General features: G+C 62.2%; 21 protein-coding genes, 1 pseudogene and 1 riboswitch. Of the genes and pseudogenes, 4 read left to right on the top strand and 18 right to left on the bottom strand.

Features of this window, described 5'->3' with window-relative positions:
• Positions 1 to 61: 61 nt before the first annotated feature.
• From ACS4RS_RS08595 to epmA, 8 genes and pseudogenes are all read right to left on the bottom strand, one after another.
• Positions 62 to 1,240, bottom strand: a complete 1,179-nt coding sequence (locus ACS4RS_RS08595) for a glycosyltransferase family 4 protein (protein ID WP_449313944.1) — start codon at positions 1,238 to 1,240, stop codon at positions 62 to 64.
• A 46-nt stretch (positions 1,241 to 1,286) separates the two neighbouring features.
• A pseudogene (locus ACS4RS_RS08590) lies at positions 1,287 to 3,764 on the bottom strand (glycosyl hydrolase 2 galactose-binding domain-containing protein).
• Positions 3,765 to 3,780: 16 nt separating this feature from the next.
• On the bottom strand, positions 3,781 to 4,761 hold the full coding sequence (locus ACS4RS_RS08585; protein WP_439011868.1) for a DUF1839 family protein: 981 nt from the start codon (positions 4,759 to 4,761) through the stop codon (positions 3,781 to 3,783).
• Positions 4,752 to 5,660, bottom strand: coding sequence for an amino acid--[acyl-carrier-protein] ligase (locus ACS4RS_RS08580; protein ID WP_439011311.1), 909 nt, complete (start codon positions 5,658 to 5,660; stop codon positions 4,752 to 4,754). The genes ACS4RS_RS08585 and ACS4RS_RS08580 overlap by 10 nt, the downstream gene beginning before the upstream one ends.
• A 5-nt stretch (positions 5,661 to 5,665) precedes the next feature.
• The gene (locus tag ACS4RS_RS08575) at positions 5,666 to 6,847 is read right to left on the bottom strand and encodes an acyl-CoA dehydrogenase family protein (protein ID WP_439011312.1); all 1,182 of its coding nucleotides are present in this window, start codon (positions 6,845 to 6,847) and stop codon (positions 5,666 to 5,668) included.
• A complete protein-coding gene (locus ACS4RS_RS08570; RefSeq protein ID WP_012559298.1) occupies positions 6,847 to 7,098 on the bottom strand; it encodes an acyl carrier protein in 252 nt (83 codons plus the stop codon). The genes ACS4RS_RS08575 and ACS4RS_RS08570 overlap by 1 nt, the downstream gene beginning before the upstream one ends.
• 262 nt (positions 7,099 to 7,360) lie before the next feature.
• Complete coding sequence (locus ACS4RS_RS08565) at positions 7,361 to 8,413, bottom strand: lysine-2,3-aminomutase-like protein (RefSeq protein WP_439011313.1); 1,053 nt, start codon at positions 8,411 to 8,413, stop codon at positions 7,361 to 7,363.
• Positions 8,410 to 9,471, bottom strand: coding sequence for an EF-P lysine aminoacylase EpmA (epmA, locus tag ACS4RS_RS08560; protein WP_439011315.1), 1,062 nt, complete (start codon positions 9,469 to 9,471; stop codon positions 8,410 to 8,412). Before epmA ends, ACS4RS_RS08565 begins: the two co-directional genes overlap by 4 nt.
• Positions 9,472 to 9,618: 147 nt before the next feature.
• On the opposite strand from epmA, the gene efp reads away from it, so the two are divergent.
• Positions 9,619 to 10,188: an elongation factor P gene (gene efp, locus ACS4RS_RS08555; protein ID WP_003589676.1), complete on the top strand. Its 570-nt coding sequence runs from the start codon at positions 9,619 to 9,621 to the stop codon at positions 10,186 to 10,188.
• Positions 10,189 to 10,367: 179 nt separating this feature from the next.
• Here the strand turns inward: efp and ACS4RS_RS08550 are convergent, their stop codons facing one another.
• From ACS4RS_RS08550 to metA, 6 genes are all read right to left on the bottom strand, one after another.
• Positions 10,368 to 11,096, bottom strand: a complete 729-nt coding sequence (locus tag ACS4RS_RS08550) for an SIS domain-containing protein (RefSeq protein WP_439011316.1) — start codon at positions 11,094 to 11,096, stop codon at positions 10,368 to 10,370.
• Positions 11,097 to 11,113: 17 nt separating this feature from the next.
• Positions 11,114 to 12,265 carry an N-acetylglucosamine-6-phosphate deacetylase gene (nagA, locus tag ACS4RS_RS08545; RefSeq protein ID WP_439011317.1) on the bottom strand — a complete coding sequence of 384 codons (1,152 nt, stop codon included), beginning with the start codon at positions 12,263 to 12,265 and terminating at the stop codon, positions 11,114 to 11,116.
• The gene (locus ACS4RS_RS08540; RefSeq protein WP_439011318.1) at positions 12,265 to 13,296 is read right to left on the bottom strand and encodes an SIS domain-containing protein; all 1,032 of its coding nucleotides are present in this window, start codon (positions 13,294 to 13,296) and stop codon (positions 12,265 to 12,267) included. Before ACS4RS_RS08540 ends, nagA begins: the two co-directional genes overlap by 1 nt.
• Entirely contained in the window at positions 13,293 to 14,066 is a 774-nt protein-coding gene (locus ACS4RS_RS08535; RefSeq protein ID WP_439011319.1) for a UTRA domain-containing protein, read from the bottom strand. The genes ACS4RS_RS08540 and ACS4RS_RS08535 overlap by 4 nt, the downstream gene beginning before the upstream one ends.
• Positions 14,067 to 14,212: 146 nt before the next feature.
• A complete protein-coding gene (locus tag ACS4RS_RS08530; RefSeq protein ID WP_449313943.1) occupies positions 14,213 to 15,235 on the bottom strand; it encodes an aldose epimerase family protein in 1,023 nt (340 codons plus the stop codon).
• A gap of 93 nt (positions 15,236 to 15,328) precedes the next feature.
• Positions 15,329 to 16,252 carry a homoserine O-acetyltransferase MetA gene (gene metA, locus ACS4RS_RS08525; protein ID WP_439011321.1) on the bottom strand — a complete coding sequence of 308 codons (924 nt, stop codon included), beginning with the start codon at positions 16,250 to 16,252 and terminating at the stop codon, positions 15,329 to 15,331.
• A gap of 48 nt (positions 16,253 to 16,300) precedes the next feature.
• Positions 16,301 to 16,378: riboswitch (SAM riboswitch) on the bottom strand.
• Between the two features lie 155 nt (positions 16,379 to 16,533).
• Here metA and ACS4RS_RS08520 point away from each other — a divergent pair.
• The gene (locus ACS4RS_RS08520; RefSeq protein WP_439011322.1) at positions 16,534 to 18,399 is read left to right on the top strand and encodes an SbmA/BacA-like family transporter; all 1,866 of its coding nucleotides are present in this window, start codon (positions 16,534 to 16,536) and stop codon (positions 18,397 to 18,399) included.
• 46 nt (positions 18,400 to 18,445) lie between these two features.
• Here ACS4RS_RS08520 and ACS4RS_RS08515 read toward each other — a convergent pair whose 3' ends face one another.
• The 4 genes from ACS4RS_RS08515 to ACS4RS_RS08500 form a co-directional block, all read right to left on the bottom strand.
• The gene (locus ACS4RS_RS08515) at positions 18,446 to 19,075 is read right to left on the bottom strand and encodes a hypothetical protein (RefSeq protein WP_439011323.1); all 630 of its coding nucleotides are present in this window, start codon (positions 19,073 to 19,075) and stop codon (positions 18,446 to 18,448) included.
• A gap of 171 nt (positions 19,076 to 19,246) precedes the next feature.
• Positions 19,247 to 21,067 carry an ATP-binding cassette domain-containing protein gene (locus tag ACS4RS_RS08510; protein WP_439011324.1) on the bottom strand — a complete coding sequence of 607 codons (1,821 nt, stop codon included), beginning with the start codon at positions 21,065 to 21,067 and terminating at the stop codon, positions 19,247 to 19,249.
• Positions 21,068 to 21,070: 3 nt separating this feature from the next.
• Positions 21,071 to 21,727: a thiamine diphosphokinase gene (locus tag ACS4RS_RS08505; protein WP_439011325.1), complete on the bottom strand. Its 657-nt coding sequence runs from the start codon at positions 21,725 to 21,727 to the stop codon at positions 21,071 to 21,073.
• A gap of 113 nt (positions 21,728 to 21,840) precedes the next feature.
• On the bottom strand, positions 21,841 to 22,371 hold the full coding sequence (locus ACS4RS_RS08500) for a MarR family transcriptional regulator (RefSeq protein WP_439011326.1): 531 nt from the start codon (positions 22,369 to 22,371) through the stop codon (positions 21,841 to 21,843).
• 112 nt (positions 22,372 to 22,483) lie between these two features.
• Here ACS4RS_RS08500 and ACS4RS_RS08495 point away from each other — a divergent pair, with 112 nt between their 5' ends.
• Together ACS4RS_RS08495 and ACS4RS_RS08490 are read left to right on the top strand one after the other, a co-directional pair.
• On the top strand, positions 22,484 to 24,022 hold the full coding sequence (locus ACS4RS_RS08495; RefSeq protein WP_439011327.1) for an MFS transporter: 1,539 nt from the start codon (positions 22,484 to 22,486) through the stop codon (positions 24,020 to 24,022).
• A 383-nt stretch (positions 24,023 to 24,405) separates the two neighbouring features.
• Positions 24,406 to 25,950, top strand: a complete 1,545-nt coding sequence (locus tag ACS4RS_RS08490) for a M48 family metalloprotease (RefSeq protein ID WP_439011328.1) — start codon at positions 24,406 to 24,408, stop codon at positions 25,948 to 25,950.
• Position 25,951 lies beyond the last annotated feature (1 nt).

Raw genomic sequence — 25,951 nt, 5'->3', positions numbered from 1 at the left:
GCCGCATACCCGTCATCTCTAATGCGAAAATGTTAAAATAAAGCGGAGTGACGACCTCACCTTAGCTGGATTGCATCGCAGCCAACGTCTGGAGCGCCCTCTCATAGCTGTTCTCAGCGAGATAGTGCAGCAGGAACTCCCGCGCTTTCTCGACCTTTCCTCGCGCAAGCTCGGGCGCCCTGAAGATGTCGCTCAAATGAGCGGCGGCGGCTTGCGGAGACGGATCCGCCCAGACCGCGCCCTCAAGCCCGGCAAATTCGGGATGGGTATCGGCGACGGGAATGAGAGGAGAGGGGACCAGCCAGCTATTGCCGGGGTCGCAGAAATCCGCTGTGCCCGACCAGGCCGTGGAGACGACGGGTGTGCCCTGCATGATCGCCTCGGCGACCGTCAGCCCGAAACCCTCGGAACGATGCAGCGAAAGATAGGCATCGGAAGAGCGGATGATGCCGTTGATATCGGCGTTCGACAGCCTGTCGGTGACGATCCTGATCCGGGCGTCGCCCGCAACCGAGGCGACCAGCGCGCTGAGGGCTTCATCCTTGTTCACATCGCCGCTGGCCTTCATCAACAGGAAGGCGCCTGGGGCTTCGACGGCAAATATCCTGAAAGCCTCGATGACGGCCTGCGGATTTTTCCGGTTGATCGACGAGCCGGCACTGAAAATGAAGCTGACGAGAAAGGCGTCCTTCTCGATGCCGAACCTCTCCCGCATGCCTTCGGTCGCCGGCGCCTCGATCACCGGATGGGGAACGACGATGACCGGTGCCTTGGTGAGCGGCGCAATCGCCCGCCGGGTGAATTCCGACGGCACGAAAACGGCATTCATATAATGCATGGCATTGCGCCATTCCGCCGGCACCACTTCCAGCTCCCAGGCGAAATAGCCGATATTGAAGGCGCGGGTGAAATTCGCGACACCCTTCTTCAGGATGGCGCGCGGCAGCATCGGCGGATTGAGGTGCCAGATCCGGCTTCCCGGCGGCTCGGCGGAGGGACGCGACGACGTCCATCCGGGGAAGGACTTCTCCTCGGGATGCGTGCTGACGTCGGAGAGCGAAATTGCCCTTCCCGCCTCCGACAAAGCACCGGCGCAAAGCCTTGCCGATCTGCCGACGCCGACAGCCATCGAGAGATAGCCGACGATTTCCACCGGCCGGCGCGGATTGAAGGCAACACGCGACCGCGGGATCAGCCGCTGCAGGACATGGGCACGCAAAAAGCGGTATGTCGTTCTCAAATCACGGTCTTTCTCAATGGATGGGCATCGTTTTTCGCGGAGAGCGTCAGCCCGAGAGCACGACACGATGCGAACTGCCTATACTTCTGATCTCGCCTGCGGGCGCGATATCGCTCTCGGTGCCGGGCAGCGCAACGAGTTTCACCCGCCGCATTGCGCCAGGGGCGAGATGGAACCAGTCGTCATCGGGCCGATAGCCGCAGACGTCGATATGCACCGATTGTGCCAGCCGGTCGGTCCTGAGATCGACGAACCAGTCGTCACCATCTCTGCCGAGCGATGCCTCGATGCCTGCTTCATGAAGCGCCTTGTCCCGTCCGCAGGGAAAGTGGAAGCTTTCGGCGAGAACGACGCCATCCGCCAGCGAACGCAGGCGCGCCACACCGACATCATGCGACGGCGGTCCGAAACGGAAGGCATAGGTCGTATCGAAGAAGGCGCCGAACAGCGCGGTCGCGGCAAGACGCTCCGTGTCCCTTGCCGCCAGCTTGAAGGCTCTGCTGCCGCTGACGACCTGCTGCTTTCCGTCGCGCAGGCAGACGACCTCGAGTTCCACGTCGAGGTCTGCGTCCGTCTCGTTGACGACATGCACGTCGAGACCGTTGGTGCCCTCGTCGGTGAAGACCGTCTGAACCGGCCGGAAGGCGCGGCGCATCGCATACCAGACCGGCTTCGGCTCGCCGGTGGAATCGATCACCCCCCAGCCGGGGCCGGGCAGGAGGTCCTGCAGCGTCCAGACGAGTGCGCCGTTGCAGGCGGAGCCCTTGCGCCGCCATTCGGCGAAAGTCTCCTCGATCACCTCGCCGGTGACGGCGCGGGAGAAATCGAGATAAAGTTCCGGATCTTCGCGCCGCAGCCGGACCGGATCGAAGCCGTAGAGAAGCTCCAGATAGAAATCGCGAACATCCTCGAAATCCCACGATGCGCTGCGGTCGCGCGGCACGCGGGCCTTCCAGAGCGGGCTGTGGACGGCCGGCACGTCGAGATGACGATGCAGCGTCCTTTGCTGCGGCACATGCGCGAAGGCAAGACATTCGGAGGCAAAACGCACATCGGCGCGGCGCGCATCCGCAATCGGCCGCATATAGGCGCCGACGCCGTAATAATGGGCGATACCGGCATTCGGCGAAAACGGCATCGCCCCGCCATAGGGCGAATTCGGAAGATAGGGCACGTCGGGACGCATGCGCGCAACGATGGCCGGGATGATTTCATCGGTGACTGGTCCGCTCCAGAATTCCACGGGCAGACCGAGCATCGCCGCCTGCTGATGGATTTCGCTGCCGCCGCAGAGCACCGCCAGCGATGGCGAGGCCTGGACGCCGTGCAGGAATTCCTCGACCTCCGCATGCACGTGGCCGAGAAACGCCTTGTCGTTGCGCGGATAATCGAAATTGGCGAACATGAAATCCTGCCAGACCAGCAGGCCGAGTTCGTCGCAAAGCCCGAAGAAATCCGGTGTCTCATAGGCCATGGTGCCGCCGATGCGGATCATGTTCATGCCGGCTTGCGCCGCAAGCCGCAGGAACGGCTCGTAATCCGCCCGCGTGCCCGGCAGACGCGCGATATCCGCTGTCGTCCACACCGCGCCGCGGCAGAAGATGCGTTCGCCGTTAACAAGGAGCGCGAAGTCGTCGCCATCGGCGCCACGCTCGACCTCGATCCGCCGGAAACCGGTCGTGCCGAGCGGATAATCCACACCGTCGGAAACCAGCGCTAAATCGTAAAGACGCGGGAGGCCATGTGTGCGGCCACCAGGGCTCGATGTCGGCAAGCTTGAGGATAGCCGAGTAATGACTGTCGCCGATCTTCTCGAAAGGCTGCTCCATGCCACCGCAGCGCAGCAGCATTTTCGGATCCTCGGCATTGCTGTGCAGGGAAACGCTAAGACGGCCGACGCCGTTCTCATCCAACACGGCGCGGACGGAGATATTGTCGATCGAGACGGGCTTGCGTTGCACCAGCGAGATCGGCCGCCATGGCCCGACCGCATGGATATCGGGGCACCAGCCCGGCATATGGCCGAGCAGCGTCGTGCGGAAATTTTTGAGACCCGCCGGCGTGATCATCTGCGGCCGCCAGCGTGCACGCGGGCCGGGTTCCGACAGGCGGGGGCCGAGCGCCCGGAAGCACAGCGCCAGTTCGTCGCCCCCACAAGCGTCACCGGGATTTCATGGGCCGTGAACATGCTCTCGGAAAACAGGATCTCCTGGCCGTTGAGAAAGACATGGCAAAGCGTGGCAAGTCCCGCGAAACGCAGGATCGCTTCACCCGGCTCGGCATCGAACAGCCGGCAGAGATACCAGGCATCCCGCGTGTTCAACGGCTCTGGATTTTCCCGGTCGAACAGTCCGGCCTTTTCGAGTGCTGCAGCAACGGTGCCGGGAACGGGGGCGGGAATGAATTGCGCAGAAAGCGGAATGTCATGCGGCACGGCGCAGGCGCCCGGCTCCGTCAGGATCAGGTTCCAGCCTTCGGAAAGCAGGCTTTCCTCGGCACCGATGCTTGCCAAACGCCCCCGCATGGTCAGATCTCCGGCCTCAGATTCGCTCCGCAAGCGATGTCATCATGGAATCCCATGCATCGGCGGCCGGATCAAGGGCTACCTGCAGCGGCTCGAACTTCCGGCGGGCGATGGCGCGGGCAAGCTGGAACTGCACCGATTTCGCCGTATCCGAAATGCGCCGGGCATGCTCAGCGGCGGCGGCGAATTCATCCGGGGAGAGCCAGGCGAGGTGATCGGCCGCCAGCTCGAAATTGGCGCCGACTTGGCGAAGCGTATTGAAGGCATATTTGTGGAAGAAGCCGAACGGCCGCTCCGCCACTGCTTCGACCTGCTGCGGAAAGACAGCTGCAAAGGCGCGGATCGGATTTTCGCTCGGGCGCCTGTTGAAATGAACACCGGCAAGCCGCCGGGCGGTCGCGCGCAGATGCACTTCTTCAGCAGGCTTTTCCGGGAACCGCGCAAATTCCGTATAGGGCAGGAACGGCGGCTCGTTCTCCGTCATCTGCAGCTGGAACAGCCCGTCGAAATCCTCGCCTTCGAGGCGGAAATAGCCGGCATTGTGGAAATAATCGACGCGCTTGGCCGCAACGTCCAGCCGGTTGATCGCAACCGTCGTCTTGCCGTGCTCCTGCCGGTAGGCGGTGCCGCGTGTATCCGGCATGTAGAAGGAATCCATCTCGACCAGGCATAGACGGCCCCGCGCGATCTGCACGTCGACATGGCGTTCGACACGGTCGTAGATGGCAAGCTCGGTCGCGCGAATGCCATAGAGCGCGTCGAGATCCTCGAGCGGCACCTTGAAGAAGGTGAACTGGTCGCCCTCGAAATCCTGCGTCAGGGTGAACCCGAGCATCGCCTCGGGTGCAACACCCGAGGTCGCCAGCACCTCGATCCAGAGATCGACGTAACAATTGGTTTCAGGCCAGGCGCGTTCGCTGGAATGCAGCGCGTGCTGACGGTAGGTTTCCGGGTCGATCCCCGAAAATACCGATGTCATCGACCGGCTCAGCCCCACAGCGCTTTCCGCACGTTGGCCGGCCATTCCTTCACGTCGAGCCCGTGATGGTGGAAGAGGGCAAGCGCGATGCGCTCCAGCCCGAAGCCGACGCAGGCCGTATGCGCGACGCTGCCGTCTTCAAGGTTCAGGCCCCATTTCGTGCCGAAGGCATCCTGATGATAGTTGAAGCTCATGCAGGCGGTCGGATTGGCGGTCGAGGTGATCGGGATCAGCAGCTCGAATTTCAGGTTCTGGTCGCGCTGGTTGTTGGCGAGCATCTTGCCGGCGCGGCCGAAGAAGGGATCGTTGGCGATATCGATCGTTACATCGAGGCCGACGGCCTTCATCATTTCGACGCCGCGATCCATCCAGCGCTGGCGGAAATCGGTGACATGCTCTTCGGTGCCCATGCAGACATATTCGCGCATGCGGAACAGCTGCTGGCGGGCCGGATCTTTCGACGGCTCGTGGCGGAAGCAATAGGATTGCAGGTCGAAGAGGCCGCCCGTCTTCGGCAGATTGCCGCGCTTGGCAACCGTCGGATAGAGCGGATAGCAGGCCGCCGGCGTCAGCACGATATCGGTCGCCTCCTGCCCCTTGGTCCAGTCCTCGCCGACTTCCATGCATTGCAGCAGGCTGACATGGTCGAGTTCACTGCCGCAGAAGCTGTGCACCGTGCCGGCAAGCTGCGGGAAACTCTTCATATAGCCGCTCTTTTCGAAGAAGGCGCGATTCATGCCGGGCGGAAAGCGCATGGCCTCCGCACCGTCGCCACCGCCGACCTTGTCGATGAGACGCTCGAAGGCAGCGATCACCTCTTCGAATTGGCCGCTGCGGCCATAGAGCCCGTCGATGCCCGTATCGATCAGCAGCCCGGCTTCGAAAAGCCGGTCGAGAAACGAGGTCTGCATATCCATGACTGTCACCCCAGTAGGCTAGTGTCCTGCTTATGGACTAGAAGCATGCTCGACGTATTGCCGAGGATGCGGTCGTTGGAAATCATCAGCTGAGCGGAATGCGCATCGCGCAGATGGCGTCCGAGGCTGAAGGGCGTGCCGTTCTTGTAGCCCATGATGCCGCAGATCAGCATGGCATGATTGACGATCTCCAGGATCGTCTCGGAAGAGGCGATCTTGACGTTGTTCATCGCCACGGCAAAGCCCATCGAGGACAGCCTGTCGACATCTGCCTTTGCATCCTCATAGGCCTTGAGCCCGGCAACCACGTTGGATTTGACCATCTGCAACAGGTTCGAGACTTCGGCGAGGCGCAGGGCGCCGGGCGGCTGGGTATCCGGCGCCTTGCGGGCAGCGGTGCGCACGAAAGCCTGGGCGCGCGCAACCGCGTCGACCGCGATGCCGTACCAGACGCCGCTCCATAAGAGGTGCGAGGAGGCGAGCATCGACTGCGCCGCAATCTCGGCGAAAGGCTTCGGCAGGATCTGATGCGCCGGCGCTTCGCCTTTGAAGAGGAAACCGTCGGAGCAGGTGCCACGCATGCCGAGCGTATTCCAGGCGTGCGTCTTCTCGAGCGTGTACTGGTCCTTGAGGAAGGCCGTCAGCACTTGGTCTGAGGAAGCCGCTTGCGCATGGGCACGCGAGGTGATGAGGATGGCGTCGGCATGCGAACCGTAGGAAATGACGGTCGCATCCTTTTCGAGGCGGCAGGTATCGCCGTCGACCTCGACAGCGCAGATACTGTTGCGCAGGTTTCCGCCGATACCGCCCTCGGTGGTGGCCGATGCGATCAGCAACTGTTCGGCGGCAATGCGGCGCATGAAGTCGCCATGCCATTCGCTGTCGGCGCCGTGTTCGACGAGGCTCGACAGCTTGATGTGATGCATGGCGAAGACCATGGCGCTTGCAGCGCAGGCCTGACCGAGCATCGAGCACAATTCGGCTATCTCGGTGACCGAGGCGGATTCGCCGCCGAATTGGCGCGGCACCTGGATACCGAGCAGCCTTTCGGCCTTCATGGCGTCCACGGCTTCCCTGGGGAAGCGGGCTTCGACGTCGACGGCATCGGCGTGTTTCGCCGCGATTTCGGCGACGCGGGCGACCCGAGCGACAAGACCGTCCTGCATGATCTTGACGGGGAAATTCATCAGGCGACCTTCCGGCTGTCCCGAATGAGATCGACCGTCCTGGCAATCGCCGAGATGCTCGCGAAGGATTTGCGGTTCAGGAGATTGTCGGGAAATTCGATGTCGAAGGCTTCTTCGATACCAAGCATCAGCTGCACCGAAGCAAAGGACGTCAGACCTGCCGCATAAAGATCGGCATCGTCGGCGACCTGGTCGATCGACGCAGGAAGTTTGCCGAATTTGGCTACGAGGTCGCGGATTGTCTTATTCATCCCATCACTCCAAGATTCTCATGATCCCGAACCGGCGTTCATCGCCTTGTCATGAGCGTTCTTTTAGTGCGGAAAACAGAACATTCCGCTAATTTATAGCGTTAAATATGACTAAGGCTCACAGTTAGGATTTTAGCGATTGCAGTGGCCAGAGCTATAATATTGATTTGAAATCAACGCCTTACCCCGGTGCCAGCGATGACGCTCGACGCAATTTTCGCCGCGGCGAGTACAGAAATGACACGCAAAGCGCCGCTTTGCGTCATCCCACAGGCGGGTAGGAATGCTCGTCACCGCGATAATCCGAGACGGAGTAACATCCGTCACCCCTGGCCTGCACGGTGCTGCCGCTGACAACCGTCTTGCCGTAACCGCCCGGAATATCGAGGATGTAGGTCGGCTGGCATAGCCCGGAAATCCGCCCGCGTAACGCGGCGACGATCCTTTGTCCCTCCTCGATCGTCAATCTGAAATGGCCCGTGCCGGGCGCCAGATCCGGGTGATGCAGATAATAAGGTTTGACGCGGATTTCGACGAAAGCCTTCATCAGCGCCGCAAGCACGTCGGGATCGTCGTTGACGCCTTTGAGCAGCACCGACTGGCTGACCATTGCGATGCCGGCATCGACCAGACGGGCGCAGGCGGCACGCGCTTCCGCCGTCAGTTCCCTGACATGATTGGCATGCAGCGCCACATAGACCGTCTTGCCGCTCGCCTTCAGCGCGGCGATCAATGCGTCGTCGATCTTGTTGGGATCGACGACGGGAACACGGGTGTGGAAACGCACGATTCTCACATGCGCAATTTCCGCCAGCGCCTCCATGATCTCACGAAGGCGGCGCGGAGACAGCACCAGCGGATCACCACCGGTGAGGATGACCTCCCAGATCTCCTCGTGGCCTCTGATATAGTCGAAGGCCGCCTGCATCGCCGCCGCATCGAGCGTGCCGAGACCCTGCGGCCCGACCATTTCGCGCCGGAAACAGAAACGGCAATAGACCGGGCAGACATGCACGGCCTTGAGCAGCACGCGATCGGGATAGCGGTGAACGATGCCTTCCACCGGGCTGTGGGCTTGATCGCCAATCGGATCGGCGCGTTCTTCGGGCAAGACCGTCAGTTCGGCGGCGTCGGGCACGAACTGACGCGCGATCGGATCATCAGGATCGGCGCGATCGATCAGCCTGGTTATAGCAGGCGTCAGGGCAATTGCGTAACGCGCGGCAACCTCCTCGAGCGCTCTGCGATCGGCCGGCGCGACCAGCCCCGCCATTACCAGATCGTCGACGCTCTTGACCGGTTTAACGACATTCATCTTCCATACTCCGCGACCGGCGCCCAGAGCACCTGATCGATGCGCGACGCTCCCGTCGCCAGCATCACCAGCCGGTCGAAGCCGAGCGCGATGCCGCTTGCCTCCGGCATCAGCGAAAGTGCGGCGAGGAAATCCTCGTCGATCGGATAGGTCTCGCCATAGATACGCGCTTTCTCGGCCATCTCGATCTCGAACCGCCGCCGCTGTTCGGCAGCATTGGTGAGTTCGCCGAAACCGTTGGCAAGTTCGACGCCGCAGGCATAGAGCTCGAAACGCTCGGCAACCCTGGGATCGCGCGCCGAGGGACGCGCAAGCGCTGCCTCCGAGACCGGATATTCGTCGAGGATGGTGATGCGGCCGAAGCCGAGATGGGGCTCGATCTTTTCGACCAGCACCCGGCTGAACAGATCGGCCCAGCCGTCGTCATCCGCAACACGCATGCCGACACGCTTCATCTCGGCCGCCAGATGATCGCGATCGGTCGAACCGTCGGCGGCGACCGAGGCGAGAAGATCGATGCCGGCATGACGCTCGAAGGCTTCGGCAACGCTGATCCGCTCCGGGCCGGCGAAAGGATCACTCTCGCCGCCGCGATAGGCGAGCTTTTCGGTCTTTGCCGTTTCGGCGGCAAGCGCCAGGATCCGCACGCAATCCATCATCAGGCTCTCATAGCTTTCGCCGGCCCGGTACCATTCGAGCATGGTGAATTCGGGATGGTGCAGCGGCCCGCGCTCGCGGTTGCGATAGACATGGGCAAAACACGATATACGTTCCTCGCCTGCCGTAAGCAGCTTTTTGCAGGCGAATTCCGGCGAGGTGTGCAGATAAAACGGCGCCCTTTGCCCGTCCGTCGTCAGCGCTTCCGTCGCGAAGGCATGCAGATGCGCCTCGTTGCCCGGCGAAATCTGCAGCGTCGCCGTATCCACCTCGATGAAATCCTCGCGGGCGAAAAACCCGCGCAGCGCCGCCTGGATCGCATTGCGCCCGACGAGGAACGGGCGGCGATCGGCATGCACGGACGGGGTCCACCAGGGGGACGCTTTCGCCGAAGAGTTCATTCCAAGCTTTCTTCTCCGGAGAAGCCGGTATGGGGATGGCTATTTCCCGGATTTTAGGTTAGTTGCGCCCCAAAGAAAAATATTTGCGTCTCAGAGGCGTCTCGACAGTCATCTACGACGCCGAAAGCCGAGTTACAAGGAAGTCTTATGGTCAAGGTCATCGCCTCTTCGGTCCGCAAGGGCAACGTTCTCGATGTCGACGGCAAGCTCTACGTCGTTCTCACCGCCCAGAACTTTCACCCGGGCAAGGGCACGCCGGTCACCCAGGTCGACATGCGCCGCATCGTCGACGGCGTGAAGGTCTCCGAGCGCTGGCGCACCACCGAACAGGTCGAGCGCGCCTTCGTTGAGGACGTCTCCTTCCAGTATCTCTATGAAGACGGCGAAGGTTTCCACTTCATGAACCCGGGCAACTACGATCAGGTCGTGGTCGATGTCGAAACCATGGGCGATCAGAAGGCCTATCTGCAGGAAGGCATGTCCTGCATCCTGTCGATCCATGAAGGCATTCCGCTGGCGCTCGAACTGCCGCGCCACGTCACGCTCGAAATCACCGAGACCGAGCCGGTCGTCAAGGGTCAGACGGCATCGTCTTCGTACAAGCCGGCCATGCTGTCGAACGGCGTACGCACCATGGTGCCGCCGCACATCAATGCCGGCACCCGCGTCGTCATCGCGACGGAAGACAATTCCTACGTCGAACGCGCCAAGGACTGATCCTGGTTCTCATTGCATGCAAAAGGCCGGTCTCGACCGGCTTTTTTGTATCCGCCGCCAACAGGGAATTTCCGATTAATGCATGTCATCAGGAAGTGTGGAGCGGTTCCGGGATAACGACATGCATAAGAATAAAAAACGAAAGCGCGTTGCATGAATCAAATTCGATGCGACGCGCTTTAGAGATGCGGGTTGCGCGGCCGGTATTTCCGCACGAGCTTCTGATTGATCTCGGCGGCACCTGGCATGTTGGCGCTGAGATAAACCGGCGCATCACCGGATTTTGAAAGCTCCGAGGCGACTTCAGCGAAGATCGCATTGATGACCGTCACCCCGACCGCCGTCGAGACCGGCCCAACCCGAAGCCCCGTGCCTTCCAGATCGAGAACGGCATCCCCCGGCGGCAGCCCATTGTCGAGCACCACATCGGCCGCGTCGGCAAGCCGCCGGCGGCCATTGGCGATCGCCGAGGAATAGGCGATCGACGTGATGGCAATCACCTTTGCGCCGATTTCGCGCGCATAGTCGGCGGCCTCGATCGGCGCGGCGTTCACGCCCGAATTGGAGGCGATGATGATGACGTCGCCCGGCTGCATGCCGTATCGCTCCAACATCGGCCGCACCAGGCCCTGCGTACGCTCATAGACCGAACTGATGACCGCCCCCTCATGCAGCATGGCCGAGCCGACGAGCACCGGCACGGTGAAGGCAAGCCCGCCGGCCCGATAATGCACCTCTTCCGCCAGCATATGCGAATGGCCGGTGCCGAAGACGTAGACGCGCTTGTCGCCGCGGGCAGCATCGAGAATGACTTCAGCCGCCTGCGCCATCGGCTCGGCAAGCGTCTGCTTCAATTCTTCCAGCCGGCCGATCAGGTTGGAGAAATAGGCATTGGTGATGTCGGTCATCCCACGTCTCCTTGAGGTCACATCGCTTCGCCGGCAAGCCAGGTGGCCGTGACGGCAAGCGCATCGGTGAGATGCACGAGATCGGCGCACGCGCCCGGCGAGAGATGGCCGCGATCGGCAAGCCTGAGGAAACGGGCGGGGTAAAGCGTCGCCATGCGCAAGGCTTCGGCGAGCGTCAGGTCCAGATAAGTGACGCCGTAGCGGATCGTCGAGATCATGTCGACGTCGGACCCGGCCAGCGTGCCGTCGGAAAGCACCAGCTTCGAGCAGAAGCCGCCCCTTTCGCGGCGGACGGTGCGCCCGTTCAGCGTGAACGAATCCTTCTCAGACCCGACAAGCGACATCGCATCGGTGACGAAGAACAGCTTGCCTTCGCCGCGCTTGGCGCGCAGCGCCGTGCGCAGGGCTTTCGGATCGACGTGGTGACCGTCGGCAATGATGCCGCACCAGGTCGAGGGATGGTCGATCGCCGCGCCGACGAGGCCTGGCGCTCGGTGCCCCATCTGGCTCATGGCGTTGAAAAGATGCGTGACCCCACGCGCGCCGGCATCGAAACGTTCCGCCGCCGCCTCGCTCGAGCAATCGGAATGGCCGATGCTGACGGTGACGCCGCCTTCCGCAAGTTCGCGCACCTGGGCAACCGTTACCTGCTCGGCCGCCATGGTGACGAGCAGCGCGCCGATCGCCTCGCGCGCCTGGATGAAGGCCTTGACGTCGCGATCCTCGACCGGCCGCATCAGTTCGGCCAGATGCGCGCCTTTGCGGGCCGGCGCCAGATGCGGGCCCTCGAGATGCAGGCCGGCGACGCCACGGTTCACTTTCACCGCTTCTGTCGCCGCCTCGATCGCGGCAATGGACGCTTCAGCCGTATCGGTGATCAGCGTCGGCAGTAGCGATGTCGTGCCATAGGGCCGGTGCCCGCCGGCGATAATCGCCATCGAGGCAACCGAAGGTTCGTCGTTCAGCATTCGCCCGGCGCCGCCATTGACCTGCGCATCGATAAAGCCGGCCGACAGCACGCCGCCGGAAAGCGTCACCGTCTCGCCATCCGGCAGATCGTTTCCAGCAGCGATCGCTTCGACCCGGCCATCGGCAACGATGAGTGCCTTGTCGTCATGGAAGCGCTCGCCATCGAAGATACGCGCGCCGACGAAGATCTTGCGGGCCATCAGACCGTCTCCGTCACCTTGAGCAGGTTTGCCGGCCTGTCGGGGTCGAAGCCCTTGCGCCGCGTCACCGACTCGATCAGCCGGTAATAGACGAGCAGCGACACCAGCGGATCGACCAGGCCGTTGCCCGTCGTCGGCACGCGCAGATTGACGCCGGAAAGCGGCTGCGTGGAAAAACCGACAGTGGTGGCGCCGAGCTTCTGCAGACGCTCCAGCGCCTGGCCATTATTGGCGAAGGCCGCATCGTCGGGCGCAAAGGCGACGATCGGGAAGCCCGGCTGCACCAGGCGCATCGGACCGTGCATCAGTTCCGCCAACGAGAAGGCCTCGGCATGCAGGCCGGACGTTTCCTTGGCCTTCAGCGCCGCTTCGAGCGCGATCGCGAAGGCCGGGCCGCGGCCGGCCGTATAGAGCGAGGTCGCGTTGAAGAGCACCTCTTCGGCTGTCGCCGTGTCGATCCCCGCGGTGGCCGAAAGCGCCTCCGGCAGCTTGCCGAGTGCGGCCTGCAGCTCGGTGGCGCCGCCGATCGCAGCCGTCACCCCGGAAAGGGCAGCGACCGAGGCAATGAAGGATTTCGTCGCCGCGACGCTCTTTTCCGCGCCGGCATTGAGGCCGAGAACGATATCGGCCTGCTTCGCCAACGGGCTGTCGGTGACGTTGACGACGGCAATCGTCGTCGCGCCGCCCTTCTTGGCCGCATCCTGCAATGCGACGATATCGGGGCTGGCGCCCGACTGCGAGACGGTGAAATGAACGCCACCCTTCAGGTGGAGGGCAGCACCGTAGACCGAAGCGATCGACGGGCCGACCGATGCGACCGGGACGCCGCAGGTGATCTCGAAAAGATATTTGAAGAAAGTCGCGGCGTGGTCCGAGGAGCCGCGCGCCGCCGTCGTCACTACGCTCGGGCGGGTGGACAAAAACAGCCGGGCGATCTCGGCAAAGACCGGCTTTTCCTTTTCGAGAAGCGTGGCCACCACCTCCGGCGATTGGCCCGCTTCTTGAAGCATCAGCGACTGGTTCTCACTCATAGGTCATCTCCGATTCTCAATTCGGCAACGAAATCATAGGCATCGCCGCGATAGTGCGAGCGGGTGTATTCAACGACGCGCTGGTCTTCCAGGCGCGAGACGCGTTCGATCAGCAGCGCCGGCGCGCCGGCATCGACGTTCAGCATCGCCGCGGAGGACGGATCAAGCGTGACAGCGGTCAACCGCTGCAGCGCCCGCACCGGCCTGTGGCCGTTGGCCGTCAGCGCATCATAGAGCGATCCCTCGCCGCCGGCATCGTCGCCCAAAAATTTGATCGGCACCACGGCGCGTTCGATCGCCAGCGGTAGGCCGTCGGCGAGACGCAACCGGTCGAGCCTGAGCACCGGTTCATCGCCGCCAAGCCCGAGCAGGAAGGATTCGTCCGGCGACGGCGTATTGACCGTCCGTGACAATATCTTTGCAGCCGGTTGACGCCCGCGCGAGCGCATGTCGGCCGAGAAGGAGGAAAGCCGCCAGAGCGACTGCTCCATGCGCTCCACCTTGCTCGATACGAAAGTACCGCTTCCGTGGCGCGATTCCAGTGCGCCGGATGCCATCAGATCGCGATAGGCGGTGCGCACGGTGACGCGGCCGAGCTTCAAGGCCTCGGCAAGATCGCGCTCCCCCGGCAGCGCCGCGCCGGGCTTCAGCAATCCTTCCTGAATGAGACCGGTCAGCGTTTGCGCTAGCCGCTTGTAAAGCGGCCCGGTCAGCGCCGCGTCACGCAGGCCGCGGCTGTTCAGCTCCGCTATCAGACTGGTTCTATCCATGAGCACACTATAGAACCTATTTAGAACCAATCAACAAGATAGAATCACCGGCAAGCACGAAAAAACCTCCCCGGCGGGCCGGAGAGGTTTCATAGCGTCAAAATTTGACAGCCGTACGTCCCGGCGCCGCGCCTCAAAAAAGACGCTCAGCTCTTGGTGAAGATATAATCCGTCTCCTGACGCAGCACTTCGCCGGGGCGTAGCACCGCATTTGGGAAACCCTGGTGATTGATGGCATCCGGCCAGACTTGCGTCTCCAGGCAGAAGCCGGCGAAGGGGCCGTATTTGCGTCCGCCGAGGCCGGGAGCACCGGTATCCAGCTTGAAACCGGCATAGAACTGCACGCCCGGCTCGGTGCTGCGCACTTCAAGCGACACGCCGGAATAGAGGCTGCGGGCGAGCGCGACGCTACGCTTGGCGGTGCGGTCGCCGGACAGGCAGAAATTATGGTCGTACAACACCTGCTCGCTGCCGACGAACCGCTTCATCGGCGCCATCTCGCGGAAATCGAATTCCGTGCCGGCGACGGAACAGATCTCGCCGGTCGGCACCTGCTTCTCGTCGGTCGGCAGATAGTGGTCGGCAGCAATCATGATGTCGTGGCCAAGCGCGTCCTCGCGGCCATCGAGATTGAAATAGGCGTGCTGGCAGACATTGGCGAGCGTCGGCTGGTCGCTGGTCGATTCGTAGGTGACCGACAGTTCGCCGTTGCCGTGCACCCAGAAGGTTGCCTGGATGGTGCAATTGCCGGGATAGCCGGCACGGCCGTCGGGATCGACGATCTTTAGCACCACACGGTCGATATCATGCTCGACCACCGTCCAGTTGCGTTTGGCGATATTGTCGCTGCCGCCGTGCAGATGCGTCACACCGTTTTCGTTCAGTTCGAGCTGGTGGCTCTTGCCGTCGAGCGTGAAGGCGCCGCCGCCGACACGGTTGGCACAGCGGCCGGGCGTCGCGCCGAAATAGGCCGAATAGAGCGGGTAGCTGTCGAAATCCTCAAAGCCGAGCTGCAACGGCGCGTCATGCCCTTCCAGGCGCAGGTCCTGGAGCACCGCGCCCCAGGTGATGATCTTGGCCGTCAGCCCGCCGCCCTTGATGACGATGCGATAGACGGTCTCGCCCGCCTTCGTCTGCCCAAAAACTTCCCGCTCCAACTTATCCGACATGATCGACCGCCCATTTGATATCCAGCATTCCGACCGGAACCTGCCCGCATTTGTTCCAAACCGCAACCGGGCAGGAGCAGAAAGGAACAGCACTCACAGGTCCGTGCCGATCTCCTCCACGTCAAAGGGCGTCGTCTGGTAGATCTCGTTGATCCAGTTGCCGAACAAAAGATGGGCATGGCTGCGCCAGCGGTTCTGTGGCGCAAGCGCCGGATCATTATGCGGGAAATAATTATGCGGCATCTTGATCGGCACGCCGGCATTGACGTCGCGGAAATACTCGTCGGACAGTGAGGTGGAATCATATTCGACGTGATTGAACATATAGAGCCGCCGGCCCCGCTTCTCATGCACGAGGCAGACGCCCATCTCGCTGGATTCCATCAGGATCTCCAGCTTGTCCGATTTCTCGATATCGTCTCGGCGCACTTCGGTCCAGCGCGACACCGGCACCTCGAAATTGTCGGAAAAGCCGTTGAGATAGATGGACGAGGGCTTCAGGTTGCGGTGGCGGTAGACGCCGAAAGCCTTCTCCTTCAGCTCGTATTTCGGAACGCCGTGGAAATGATAGATCGCCGCCATCGCGCCCCAGCAGACGTTCATCGTCGAATGCACATTCGTTTCCGTCCAGTCGAGAATCTCCTGCATCTCTGGCCAATAGGTAACGTCCTCATAGGGCAAAAGCTCGATCGGCGCCCCGGTGATGATGAAGCCGTCGAATTTGCGGTGCTTCACCTCCTCCCAGGTCTGGTAGAAGGCAAGCAGGTGATCTTCGGAGGTATTCTTCGCCTTATGGCCGCCGATGCGGATCAGCGACAGCTCGACCTGCAGCGGCGAGGCGCCGACGAGGCGGGCCATCTGCAATTCGGTCTTGATCTTGTTCGGCATCAAGTTGAGCAGCCCGATCTGCAGCGGACGAATATCCTGACGGATCGCCAGCGTCTCGGTCATCACCCGCACACCTTCTTGAACAAGGGTTTCAAAGGCAGGCAGCGTGTCGGGGATCTTGATGGGCATGGCGGTCACTCGATCAAAAAACAAAAACCGGCGGCGAAAAAAATCGCTACCGGTCCGCACGCGGCCCTTTAGCGACTTTTTTAACGTGGCTGCAAGCCGGCCGGCCAAATCACCACGAAACGCTTAATTAGACCCAGTCGAGCCGCGAATCAACTGCCGAATGCATGCGAGGGCAACCCATGCAAGCATCATCACAGTTTAATGACTGATAGAATCTGTTGATAGACCGGTAACGCCACCATGTTAATAATGGTAAGCATGGGCGATGTTGGAAAAGCGTGATGGCAGATAAGACCGAGGGGAGGCCGGGCATCCGAAGGCAGGATAGGGTAGGCTATGATCTCAGCCTGACTGACCGCCTCGGGGTGATGTTCTCAGCATTCTGGAATTCGCAAGTGCGTGGCAAGGTGCTGTTTCTGGCGACCGTGCTGATCCTCGTCATCCTGGCGACATCCTACGGCCAAGTCATCCTCAATAGGTGGAATGCTCCCTTCTATGATTCGCTGGAGCGCCGCGACCTCGGTGAATTCTTCCACCAGCTCGAAATCTTCGCGATGATCGCCGGCACGCTGCTGCTGCTCAACGTGCTGCAGGCATGGCTGAATCAGATGACCGCGCTCTATATGCGCGAGGGCCTGTCGCGCGACCTCGTTGACCAGTGGCTGAAGCGCAAGCGGGCGCTGCGGCTCGCCTCGAGCGGCCTGATCGGCGTCAATCCGGACCAGCGCCTGCACGAGGATTCCCGCAATCTCGCCGAAAGCACGACAGGGCTTGTTCTCGGCCTGCTGCAGGCGACCATTCTTCTCGTAAGCTTCATCGGCGTACTCTGGGAGCTTTCCAGCGGCTTCATCTTCCACATCAGCGGCCACAGCTTCTCCATTCCCGGCTACATGGTCTGGGCGGCGATTTTCTACGCCGCCTCCGCCTCGGTGCTGAGCCAGGTCGTCGGCCGCAAACTGGTGAAGCTCAATGCCGACCGCTTCTCGAAGGAGGCCGAGCTTCGCTTCACGCTGATGCATGCCAACGAGAACATGCCGGCGATCACTGTTGCCCGCGGCGAGGAGAACGAACGCCGGCGCATCAACACCGACATCAGCTCGGTGCTGAGGGTCGTCAAGCGGCTCGCCATGGCCAATACCAACCTCACCTGGGTTTCGGCCGGCTACGGCTGGCTGGTCATCGTCATTCCGATCATCGTCGCCGCGCCGGCCTATTTCTCCGGCGGCCTCACGCTTGGTCAGCTGATGATGTCGGTCGGCGCCTTCAACCAGGTGAACACGGCGCTGCGCTGGTATGTCGCCAATTTCGGTCCGATCGCCGAATGGCGCGCCACGCTGATGCGCGTCACCGATTTCCGTCAGGCGCTGCTCGACATGGAAGAGGAATTCGCCCTGAAGGACGGCATCGCCTATGAAAACACCGCGCCCGATACGCTGACATTGAAGGATGTGGTGATCGTCGCCAAGATCGGTGAAGAGATCGACGAATGCGGCGGCTTCCGCCTGCGCGAAACCGATGTCGTGATCAAGGCCGGCGAAAAGATCATGATCAACGGCGATCACAGCGTCAACCGCAAGTTGCTCTTCCAGGCGATGGCCGGTCTCTGGCCGTGCGGCAGCGGCACAATGGGCCTGCCGCCGATCGACGACATGCTGTTCGTCCCGCAGATCGCCTATATTCCCGGCGGCACGCTGCGTGAGGCGCTGGCCTTCCCCGAAAGCCCCGATGCCTATGACAAAGCCGCCGTCGAGGCCGCGCTCGACAAAGCCGGCCTGCATTCGCTGATATCTAGGCTCGATACCCGCGCTCGCTGGGATAAACTGCTCGATAGCGACGAACAGAAGGCAATCGGCTTCGCCCGCCTGCTTCTCGCGCGTCCGCGCTGGATCATTTTCGACGAAGTGCTTGAGGGCATGGAGCCGGAGTGGCAGGAAACGATGGCCGGGCTGCTCACCTCCATGCCCGAAAGCGGCATGATCTATATCGGCCGTTCCGAGGCCTATCTCGAGGCATTGAAGCCGCGCGTGCTGCACCTGCAGGCGCTGCCGGCAAAATCCGAGGAACCGCAGCAGCAACAGCAGCAAGTCACCCGTGCCGGCGCCAGCGCCGCCACGGGTGCCGCCGCCATGCCCGCGCCGGCGCTGTAAAGCGCCGCACCGAGAGCCGCTACATCCCTTTGAATTTCACGCATGGTCACATCGGCGGAGTAATTCCGTTGAGGCCGACGGCCACCTGGCTGGCCGAAATGCTGCCGTCCGCCGCTTTCTCGCCGGTGACGATGACACCGGCGCCGGCCTTCAGATCTTCCTTGGTCGCCGGCGCCAAGGTCACGATCGGTGTCGCATCGGCGATGGTGATCGTCTTTTCCTTGCCCTGATAGGTCAGCGTGATCGTATGGCCGTCGACGGATTTGACGGCATTGCTGACGGTCGCGTTGGTCATCTGGCTGTTCGGCTGCGCATCCCAGGGGCGGTTGCCCTCGCCGGTTCCCTTCATCGACGCCGGAAAGATCAGCACTTCGATCGCCCCATCCGGGCCGCTGCCTTTCGGGAGCGAAGCAACCCCAACAAAATCGCCGGGCTTGATATCCTCGACCGACGCTTTTTTGATGCCGCCGACTTTCCAGCCGGCTTTCAGCGTGATCGTCGCATCGCTGCCTTCGCGCGTCTTGACGACGAGACTATCGCCGCTGAACCTTTCGATGGCACCGCGAACCCGAATGCGGTTGCCATCCTGTGCCTGTGCGGCCTGCGATGCGGCAAGCGCGGCGAGGCCGACGGCGGCAAGTACCGTGAAAATTCTGGAATGAGGCTTGCGGGACATATGAGTTTTCCTTGTCGCCATTGCGATTGGCATATCCTCGTAGCGCCGCGCGTCTTTTCAGACGCACAACGGAGGCTGCAACACTTGGATTTTCTGCCGGACGGCACCTTATGCCGCGCGACGGCAGACTGGCTAATCAAGGAAAGGTGAGGCGGGTGGAGTTGGAAAACCTCAGCCTTCCAGCTCTTCCCGCAGCATTTCGAGCTCCAGCCACTCCTCTTCCATCTTGGTGAGGCTGGCCCGCAGCTTCTCCATCTCGCTGGCAAGCCGGTTGAAGGCAGCGGCATCGCGCGTAAAGAGGTTGGGATCGGCCATCGCCTGTTCGCGCTTGGCGATCTCGGCCTCGGCTTTCGCCATCTCCTTCGGCAAATTGTCCAACGCAAATTTCTGCTTGAAGGAGAGCTTGCTCTTCGAGCTTCCCCCGGAAGGCGCCGTCTCCTGCGTCTTCGGCTTCTCCGCCGCCTTCTCGGCCCGCTTGCGCTCGTCGATCGCACCCTTGCGCTGCGCAAGCATGTCGGAATAGCCGCCGGCATATTCGATCCAGCGGCCATCAGGGGCGTCCGGCACGGCGGGTGCAATCGTCGAGGTCACGGTGCGGTCGAGGAAATCACGGTCGTGGCTGACGAGAATGACGGTGCCGGGAAAACCGGCGACGATCTCCTGCAGCAGATCGAGCGTTTCGATATCGAGGTCGTTGGTCGGTTCGTCGAGGATCAACAGGTTCGCCGGGCGCGAGAGAATACGCGCCAGCATCAGCCTAGCGCGCTCGCCGCCGGAGAGGCTTCTGATCGGCGTTCGCGCCTGCTCCGGTTGGAACAGGAACTCCTTCATATAGCCGGTGACATGACGCTGCTCGCCGTTGACGAGCAGGTTTTCGCCGCGCCCATCCGTCAGGTAATTGGCGAGCGTATCCTCGGGATCGAGATCCTCGCGCTTCTGGTCGAGTGTCGCGATCTCCAGATTGGTGCCGAGCTTTATCGTACCGCTATCCGGTAAAAGCTGCCCGGTCAGCATCTTCAGCAGCGTCGTCTTGCCGGCGCCGTTCGGCCCGACCAGACCGATGCAATCGCCGCGATGCACGCGGATCGAGAAAGGCGTGACGATCGGCCGGTCGCCGAAGCTCTTGGTGATCTTGTCGGCCTCGATCACCAGCTTGCCGGATTCCTGTGCGTCCGAAGCCGTCGCCTGCACCGTGCCCTGCGGCCCCTTGTGGCCGCGATATTGCGAGCGCATCGTCTGCAACTCGCCGAGACGGCGCATGTTGCGCTTGCGCCGCGCCGTGACGCCGTAACGCAGCCAGTGCTCCTCGCGCTCGATCGCCTTGCCGAGTTTATGCTGCTCCAGTTCTTCGGCCTCGAGCACCTGGTCGCGCCAGGCTTCGAAATGCGAAAATCCCCTGTCGAGCCGGCGCGAGGTGCCGCGGTCGAGCCAGACGGTTGCGGTCGAAACCTTTTCGAGGAAGCGCCGGTCGTGCGATATCAGCACCAGGGCGCTGCGCGTCTTCTGCAGCTCGCCTTCCAGCCATTCGATGGTCGGCAGGTCGAGATGGTTGGTCGGCTCGTCGAGCAGGAGAATGTCGGGCTCCGGCGCCAGCACGCGGGCAAGCGCGGCGCGGCGCGATTCGCCGCCGGAAAGGGTGCTCGGATCTTCCTCGCCGGTGAGCCCGAGATGGGACAGCAGATAGGTGACGCGATAAGGGTCATCGCCCGGCCCGAGCCCGGCCTCGGCATAGGCCTGGACAGTTTTGAAACCAGCAAAATCGGGCGCCTGTTCGAGATAACGCACAGTCGAGGACGGATGACGGAAGACCTCGCCGGATTGAGCCTCGACCAGGCCGGCGGCGATCTTCAGAAGCGTCGATTTTCCCGAGCCGTTGCGCCCGACGAGACAGATTTTGTCACCGGGTTCGATCTGCAGGCTGGCACCGGCCAGAAGCGGCGCGCCGCCGAAGCTCAGAAAGATATCGTCGAGTTTCAGAATGGGAGGGGCCAAAAATCAGACTCCGGAAAGATCATAGGGCCTGGCGAGCACGATCGCCCGGCCGCTGCCGAGCGAAAAGCGAACCTTGCCTTCCGCGACATTGGAAATGGTACGTGACGAGCCGAAAGGCAGATGGAAATCGGCCAGCGGATAACGCGCATTGTCGATGCAAAGCCCGGTCAGCTCGCTGAACCCGAGCACGGAAAACAGGCTGGCCTCGGGAAGATCCAGCTCGATCATTCCGGCAAGCAGCGGCACCGCCTCCTCCTTGCCCGAGGTCAGCAGCAGGTCGAAACCCTGTTCCGCCAGACTGACGGCCGACAGCAGATGCTGAAGCGCGTGGTCGGAGCGTTCGCCGCCAAGCGCACCGGCAAGAATCAGCCGCCGCGCACCCCGCGCGATCGCTTCCGACACGGCGATTTCGCCGTCCGTCGCCGCCTTTGCTGCGGGATAGGGTTGTTTCGGCACATCGGGAAAGGCGCCTTCGAGATCGGCCGGGGTCGAGTCGAAATCGCCGACCCAGATCTCCGGCGTAATGCCGAGTGCCGCCGCATGCCGCATACCGCCATCGGCCGCGATGAAACGGCTGTCGCCGACGGCATGGCGCAGGCGCTTCGTCAGGCTGAGTTCGCCGCCAAGGAGAATGGTGAAGGTGGATTGGCTCATGGGCATTGCCCTTAGCGCAAACGAGGGGTCGAGGGGAAGGGGCGCGGCCGGATCGGCCCCATTTGCCGTCGAGCGCTACGCATCCAACAGGACGCGCCCGCGCTCATCTTAAAATGAGGCTAGCCCGGCGTGTCCTTGTCGCGCGACTGGAAGACCGCCTCGTAGCCGCCGATGAAACGCTCGAACAATATAGCGAAGCGATCGACATCCTCCTCAGGCCAGTCGGAGACGATCTCGGAGATGATCGCGAGTTTCTGCGCGACAATCTCGGCAAGCAGTTTCTGGCCGACCTCGGTCATGACGACGACAATGCGCCGGGCATCAGCCTGTGAAGCCTCGCGGCGCAGCACGTTACGCCCGACCATGTCGGCCACCACCCGGCTTGCCCGTGACGGATCGATGCGCAGCATCTCCGCGATCATGCCGACCGTGACTTCGCCGGCAGGCTGCGCCCTGCGCACGGCATCGAGCACATCGAGATGCGAAAGTTCAAGGCCCGGTGCCGCACTCTGGATCGCCAGCCGGCCGATCAACCGCCGCCCGGTCATCAACCGCATGCGCCCCATGCTCCGGCCGATGCGCGGCACGTTTTTCTCATCCGGCGCAGCCGGTTCCGTGGAATTGGTCTTGGTCAGCACGTCATTCATCATCGGACCTTATCAGAGCCGTTTCGAATTTTGAATATGCCGATGTCATTAATGTGCCATTGACAAATATATGCTATCAGCACATAAAAGGTGAGCAACCCGGAATGATGCTCCCATGGACATGCAACTCGCGCCTCAGCCGCTCGTGACGGATCCTCGTCGCCGGCTCATCCTCTTCTTCTTCCTGATGACCGCCATGTTCATGGCGACGCTCGATAATCAGATCGTTTCGACGGCGCTGCCGACGATCGTCGGCGAATTCGGCCATCTCGAGCGTTTCGGCTGGATCGGCTCGGCCTATCTCTTGGCGCTCAGTGCCGTCATGCCGCTCTATGGCAAGCTCGGCGATCTCTTCGGCCGCAAATATGTGATGATGACGGCGATCATGATTTTCACCGTCGGCTCGGCGGTCTGCGGCCTCGCGGTCTCGATGAACACGCTGATCGCCGCCCGCGTGCTGCAGGGTCTTGGCGGCGGCGGCATCATGGTGTCGATCTTCGCCGTCAATGCCGATCTGTTCGAGCCGCGCGAGCGGGCGCGTTACCAGAGCTATTCCAGCCTCGTGCTGATGGCGTCGGGCGCGATCGGTCCGGTGCTCGGCGGCACGATGAGCGATCTTTTCGGCTGGCGTTCGATTTTCCTCGTCAACGTGCCGATCGGCCTCATCGCGCTTGCCGGCCTTGCCGTGATGTTGCCCTATCGCAAACCGCATCGCCGCCCGAGGATCGATTATGCCGGTGCGCTGCTGCTCGCCTTGACGACGACCAGCATCGTGCTTGCCACCGACAGCAGCGAACTGTTCGGCGCATTGGTCTCGCGGCAGAGTATCGCCATCGTCGCCTTCGGCGTCGTCTGCGCGGTCACTTGGGTATTCGTCGAGCGCCGCGCGCCGGAGCCGATCGTGCCGCTCGAACTCTTTCGTAATTCGACCTTCAATCTGCTTCTGGTGATCTCGATCATGGGCGGCGCCATTGCCATCGGCATGGTCAACTATCTCGCGCTCTTTCTGCAGACCACCACCGGCCTTTCGCCCTCTGCCGCCGGCCTTCTCTTCATCCTTTTGACGGGCGGCCTCGTCTGCGGATCGCTGTCCGCAGGCCGCATTATCTCAAAGACGGGCCGCTACAAACCCTTCGCCATTGCAAGCCTGACCTGCAGCGCCATCGCCTTCGCACTGATGTCGCAGATCCATGCGGGAACGCCGATCGCTTTCATCGGCGCGATCATGATGCTGCATGGCATCGGCATCGGCCTCGCCCAGCAGGTTCCCGTCATCGGCGTGCAGAATGCAGCGCCTGCCCGCGACGTCGGCGCCGCCACCGGTTCGGTGACGCTGTCGCGCATGGGAGGCGCGTCGATCGCCATCTCCATCTATGGCGCCATCATCGCCTCTCAGCTTAACAAGGTCGGTGTTTCCATTCCCGGTGTCGCCGATATCGAGCAACTGACGCCGAAGATGATGGCTTCCCTTCCCGAAGCAAGCCGCCAGTCTGTCGCCGATCTCTATGCCGCCGCCTTCTCGCCGCTCTTCATGACCGCCTGCGCCATTGCGCTGATCGGCCTTGTGGCCGCTCTCATGCTGAAGCCTGTGCAACTGCCCCGCGCCGGTGAGGCGCAGAGACCGCAACCGACGACGGCCGAAGCAGCGGAATAACGAATCGGGGCCGATACCTTATCGGAGGGCGTTTCTTCTCGGATTGGGCTATCAGGGATTGTTATTTTCCCGCCTGACTGCCGCCGCCGGCTCGATTGCTTCAATCGGGCCGTTCTTTTTCTGCGCAGCCGACAGATCTCCGCTTTCTGACGGAACTTTCGCCATAATTTCATCCGAGCGAAGGGAGGCCTCAACGCCCGAGGCTTGCCAAAATGCAACGCCGCCACATTTAAGCAGAGTCTCGCTATGCAACCGATGCGTAAATCAGCTACAGCAAGGACTTGTATCGGCCGATTGTGCAGCGCGAGATCAGGGGTGGGCACCTGTTGAATTCCCCTTGCCACGGTCGGTGCCAATCTGCGGCGAACCGGCAAAATAGCGACATGATGCGGAGAACCAGACTGGAAAGCTTGACGACGTGGAAATCGCCCGCGCTTTCCAGTGACGCCATCTTCGCGCTGCGGCGTTTCGCGCGTCGCCTGATGCTGCTTTCGGCAATCGCACTGGCGCTGAATGGCTGTCAAACGCTGATCGAGCAATCCTATCAGCCGAGCGTCTCGCCTTCTTCCAATCCGCAGATCGTCGACGAGGTGCAGAAGAACGACCCGCGCGCCGCGATGGGCGCCCGCGAACATCCGCGCATCGTGGCAAGCTACGGCGGCGAATACAAGGACGCCAAGACCGAGCGCCTCGTCGCCCGCATCGCCGGCGCGCTGACGGCGGTGTCGGAAAATCCGAGCCAGTCGTACCGCATCACCATCCTGAATTCACCGGCGATCAACGCCTTCGCGCTGCCGGGCGGTTATCTCTACGTCACCCGCGGCCTCCTCGCCCTTGCCAACGACGCCTCCGAGGTCGCCGCCGTGCTGTCGCACGAGATGGGCCATGTGACGGCGAACCACGGCATCGAGCGGCAGAAGCGCGAAGAGGCTGAGGTCATCGCCAGCCGCGTCGTCGCCGAGGTCCTTTCCAGCGATATCGCCGGCAAGCAGGCGCTGGCCCGCGGCAAACTGCGGCTCGCCGCCTTCTCCCGCCAGCAGGAACTGCAGGCCGATGTCATCGGCGTGCGCATGCTCGGCGAAGCCGGCTACGACCCCTATGCCGCCGCCCGCTTCCTCGATTCCATGGCGGCGTACAGCCGCTTCATGTCGGTGGATCCCGAAGCCGATCAAAGCCTTGACTTCCTGTCGAGCCATCCGAATTCCGCGCAACGCATCGAGCTTGCCCGCACCCATGCACGTGCCTTCGGCCAGGAAGGGTCGGTCGGCGACAAGGGCCGCAACTATTATCTCGACGGCATAGACGGCCTGCTCTACGGCGACAGCCCTGAGGAAGGCTATGTGCGCGGCCAGACCTTCCTGCATGGAGGCCTCGGCATCCGCTTCGACGTGCCGCCGGACTTCCACATCGATAACAAGGTCGAAGCCGTGATGGCCACTGGGCCGAACGACATCGCCGTCCGCTTCGACGGCGTCGCCGACAATCAGAACCAGAGCCTCACCAACTATATCTCCAGCGGCTGGGTGACCGGTCTCGACCCGTCGACCATCCAGACGGTCACCATCAACGGCATGGAAGCTGCCACCGCCCGCGCAAGCGCGGATCGCTGGGATTTCGATGTCACTGTGATCCGCAACAATTCGCAGATCTTCCGTTTTCTGACCGCCGTGCCGAAAGGCAGCGACGCGCTCGAGCCGACCGCCAATGTCCTGCGCGCAAGTTTCCGGCGCATGACGCCGGCGGAGGCAGCCTCGCTGAAGCCGCTGCGCATCCGCGTCGTCACCGTCCGGCCGGGTGAAAATATCTCGACGCTCGCCGCCCGCATGATGGGCACCGATCGCAAACTCGATCTCTTCAAACTCATCAATGCCCTGCCCACGGGTGCAGCCGTTTCACCCGGCGATCGCGTCAAGATCATCGCCGAATAAA

Source organism: Rhizobium sp. F40D2 (assembly GCF_051810745.2).
Classification (GTDB): domain Bacteria; phylum Pseudomonadota; class Alphaproteobacteria; order Rhizobiales; family Rhizobiaceae; genus Rhizobium.
Note: the sequence above shows the minus strand (reverse complement) of the source record. Positions and strands in the feature narration are given on the sequence as shown.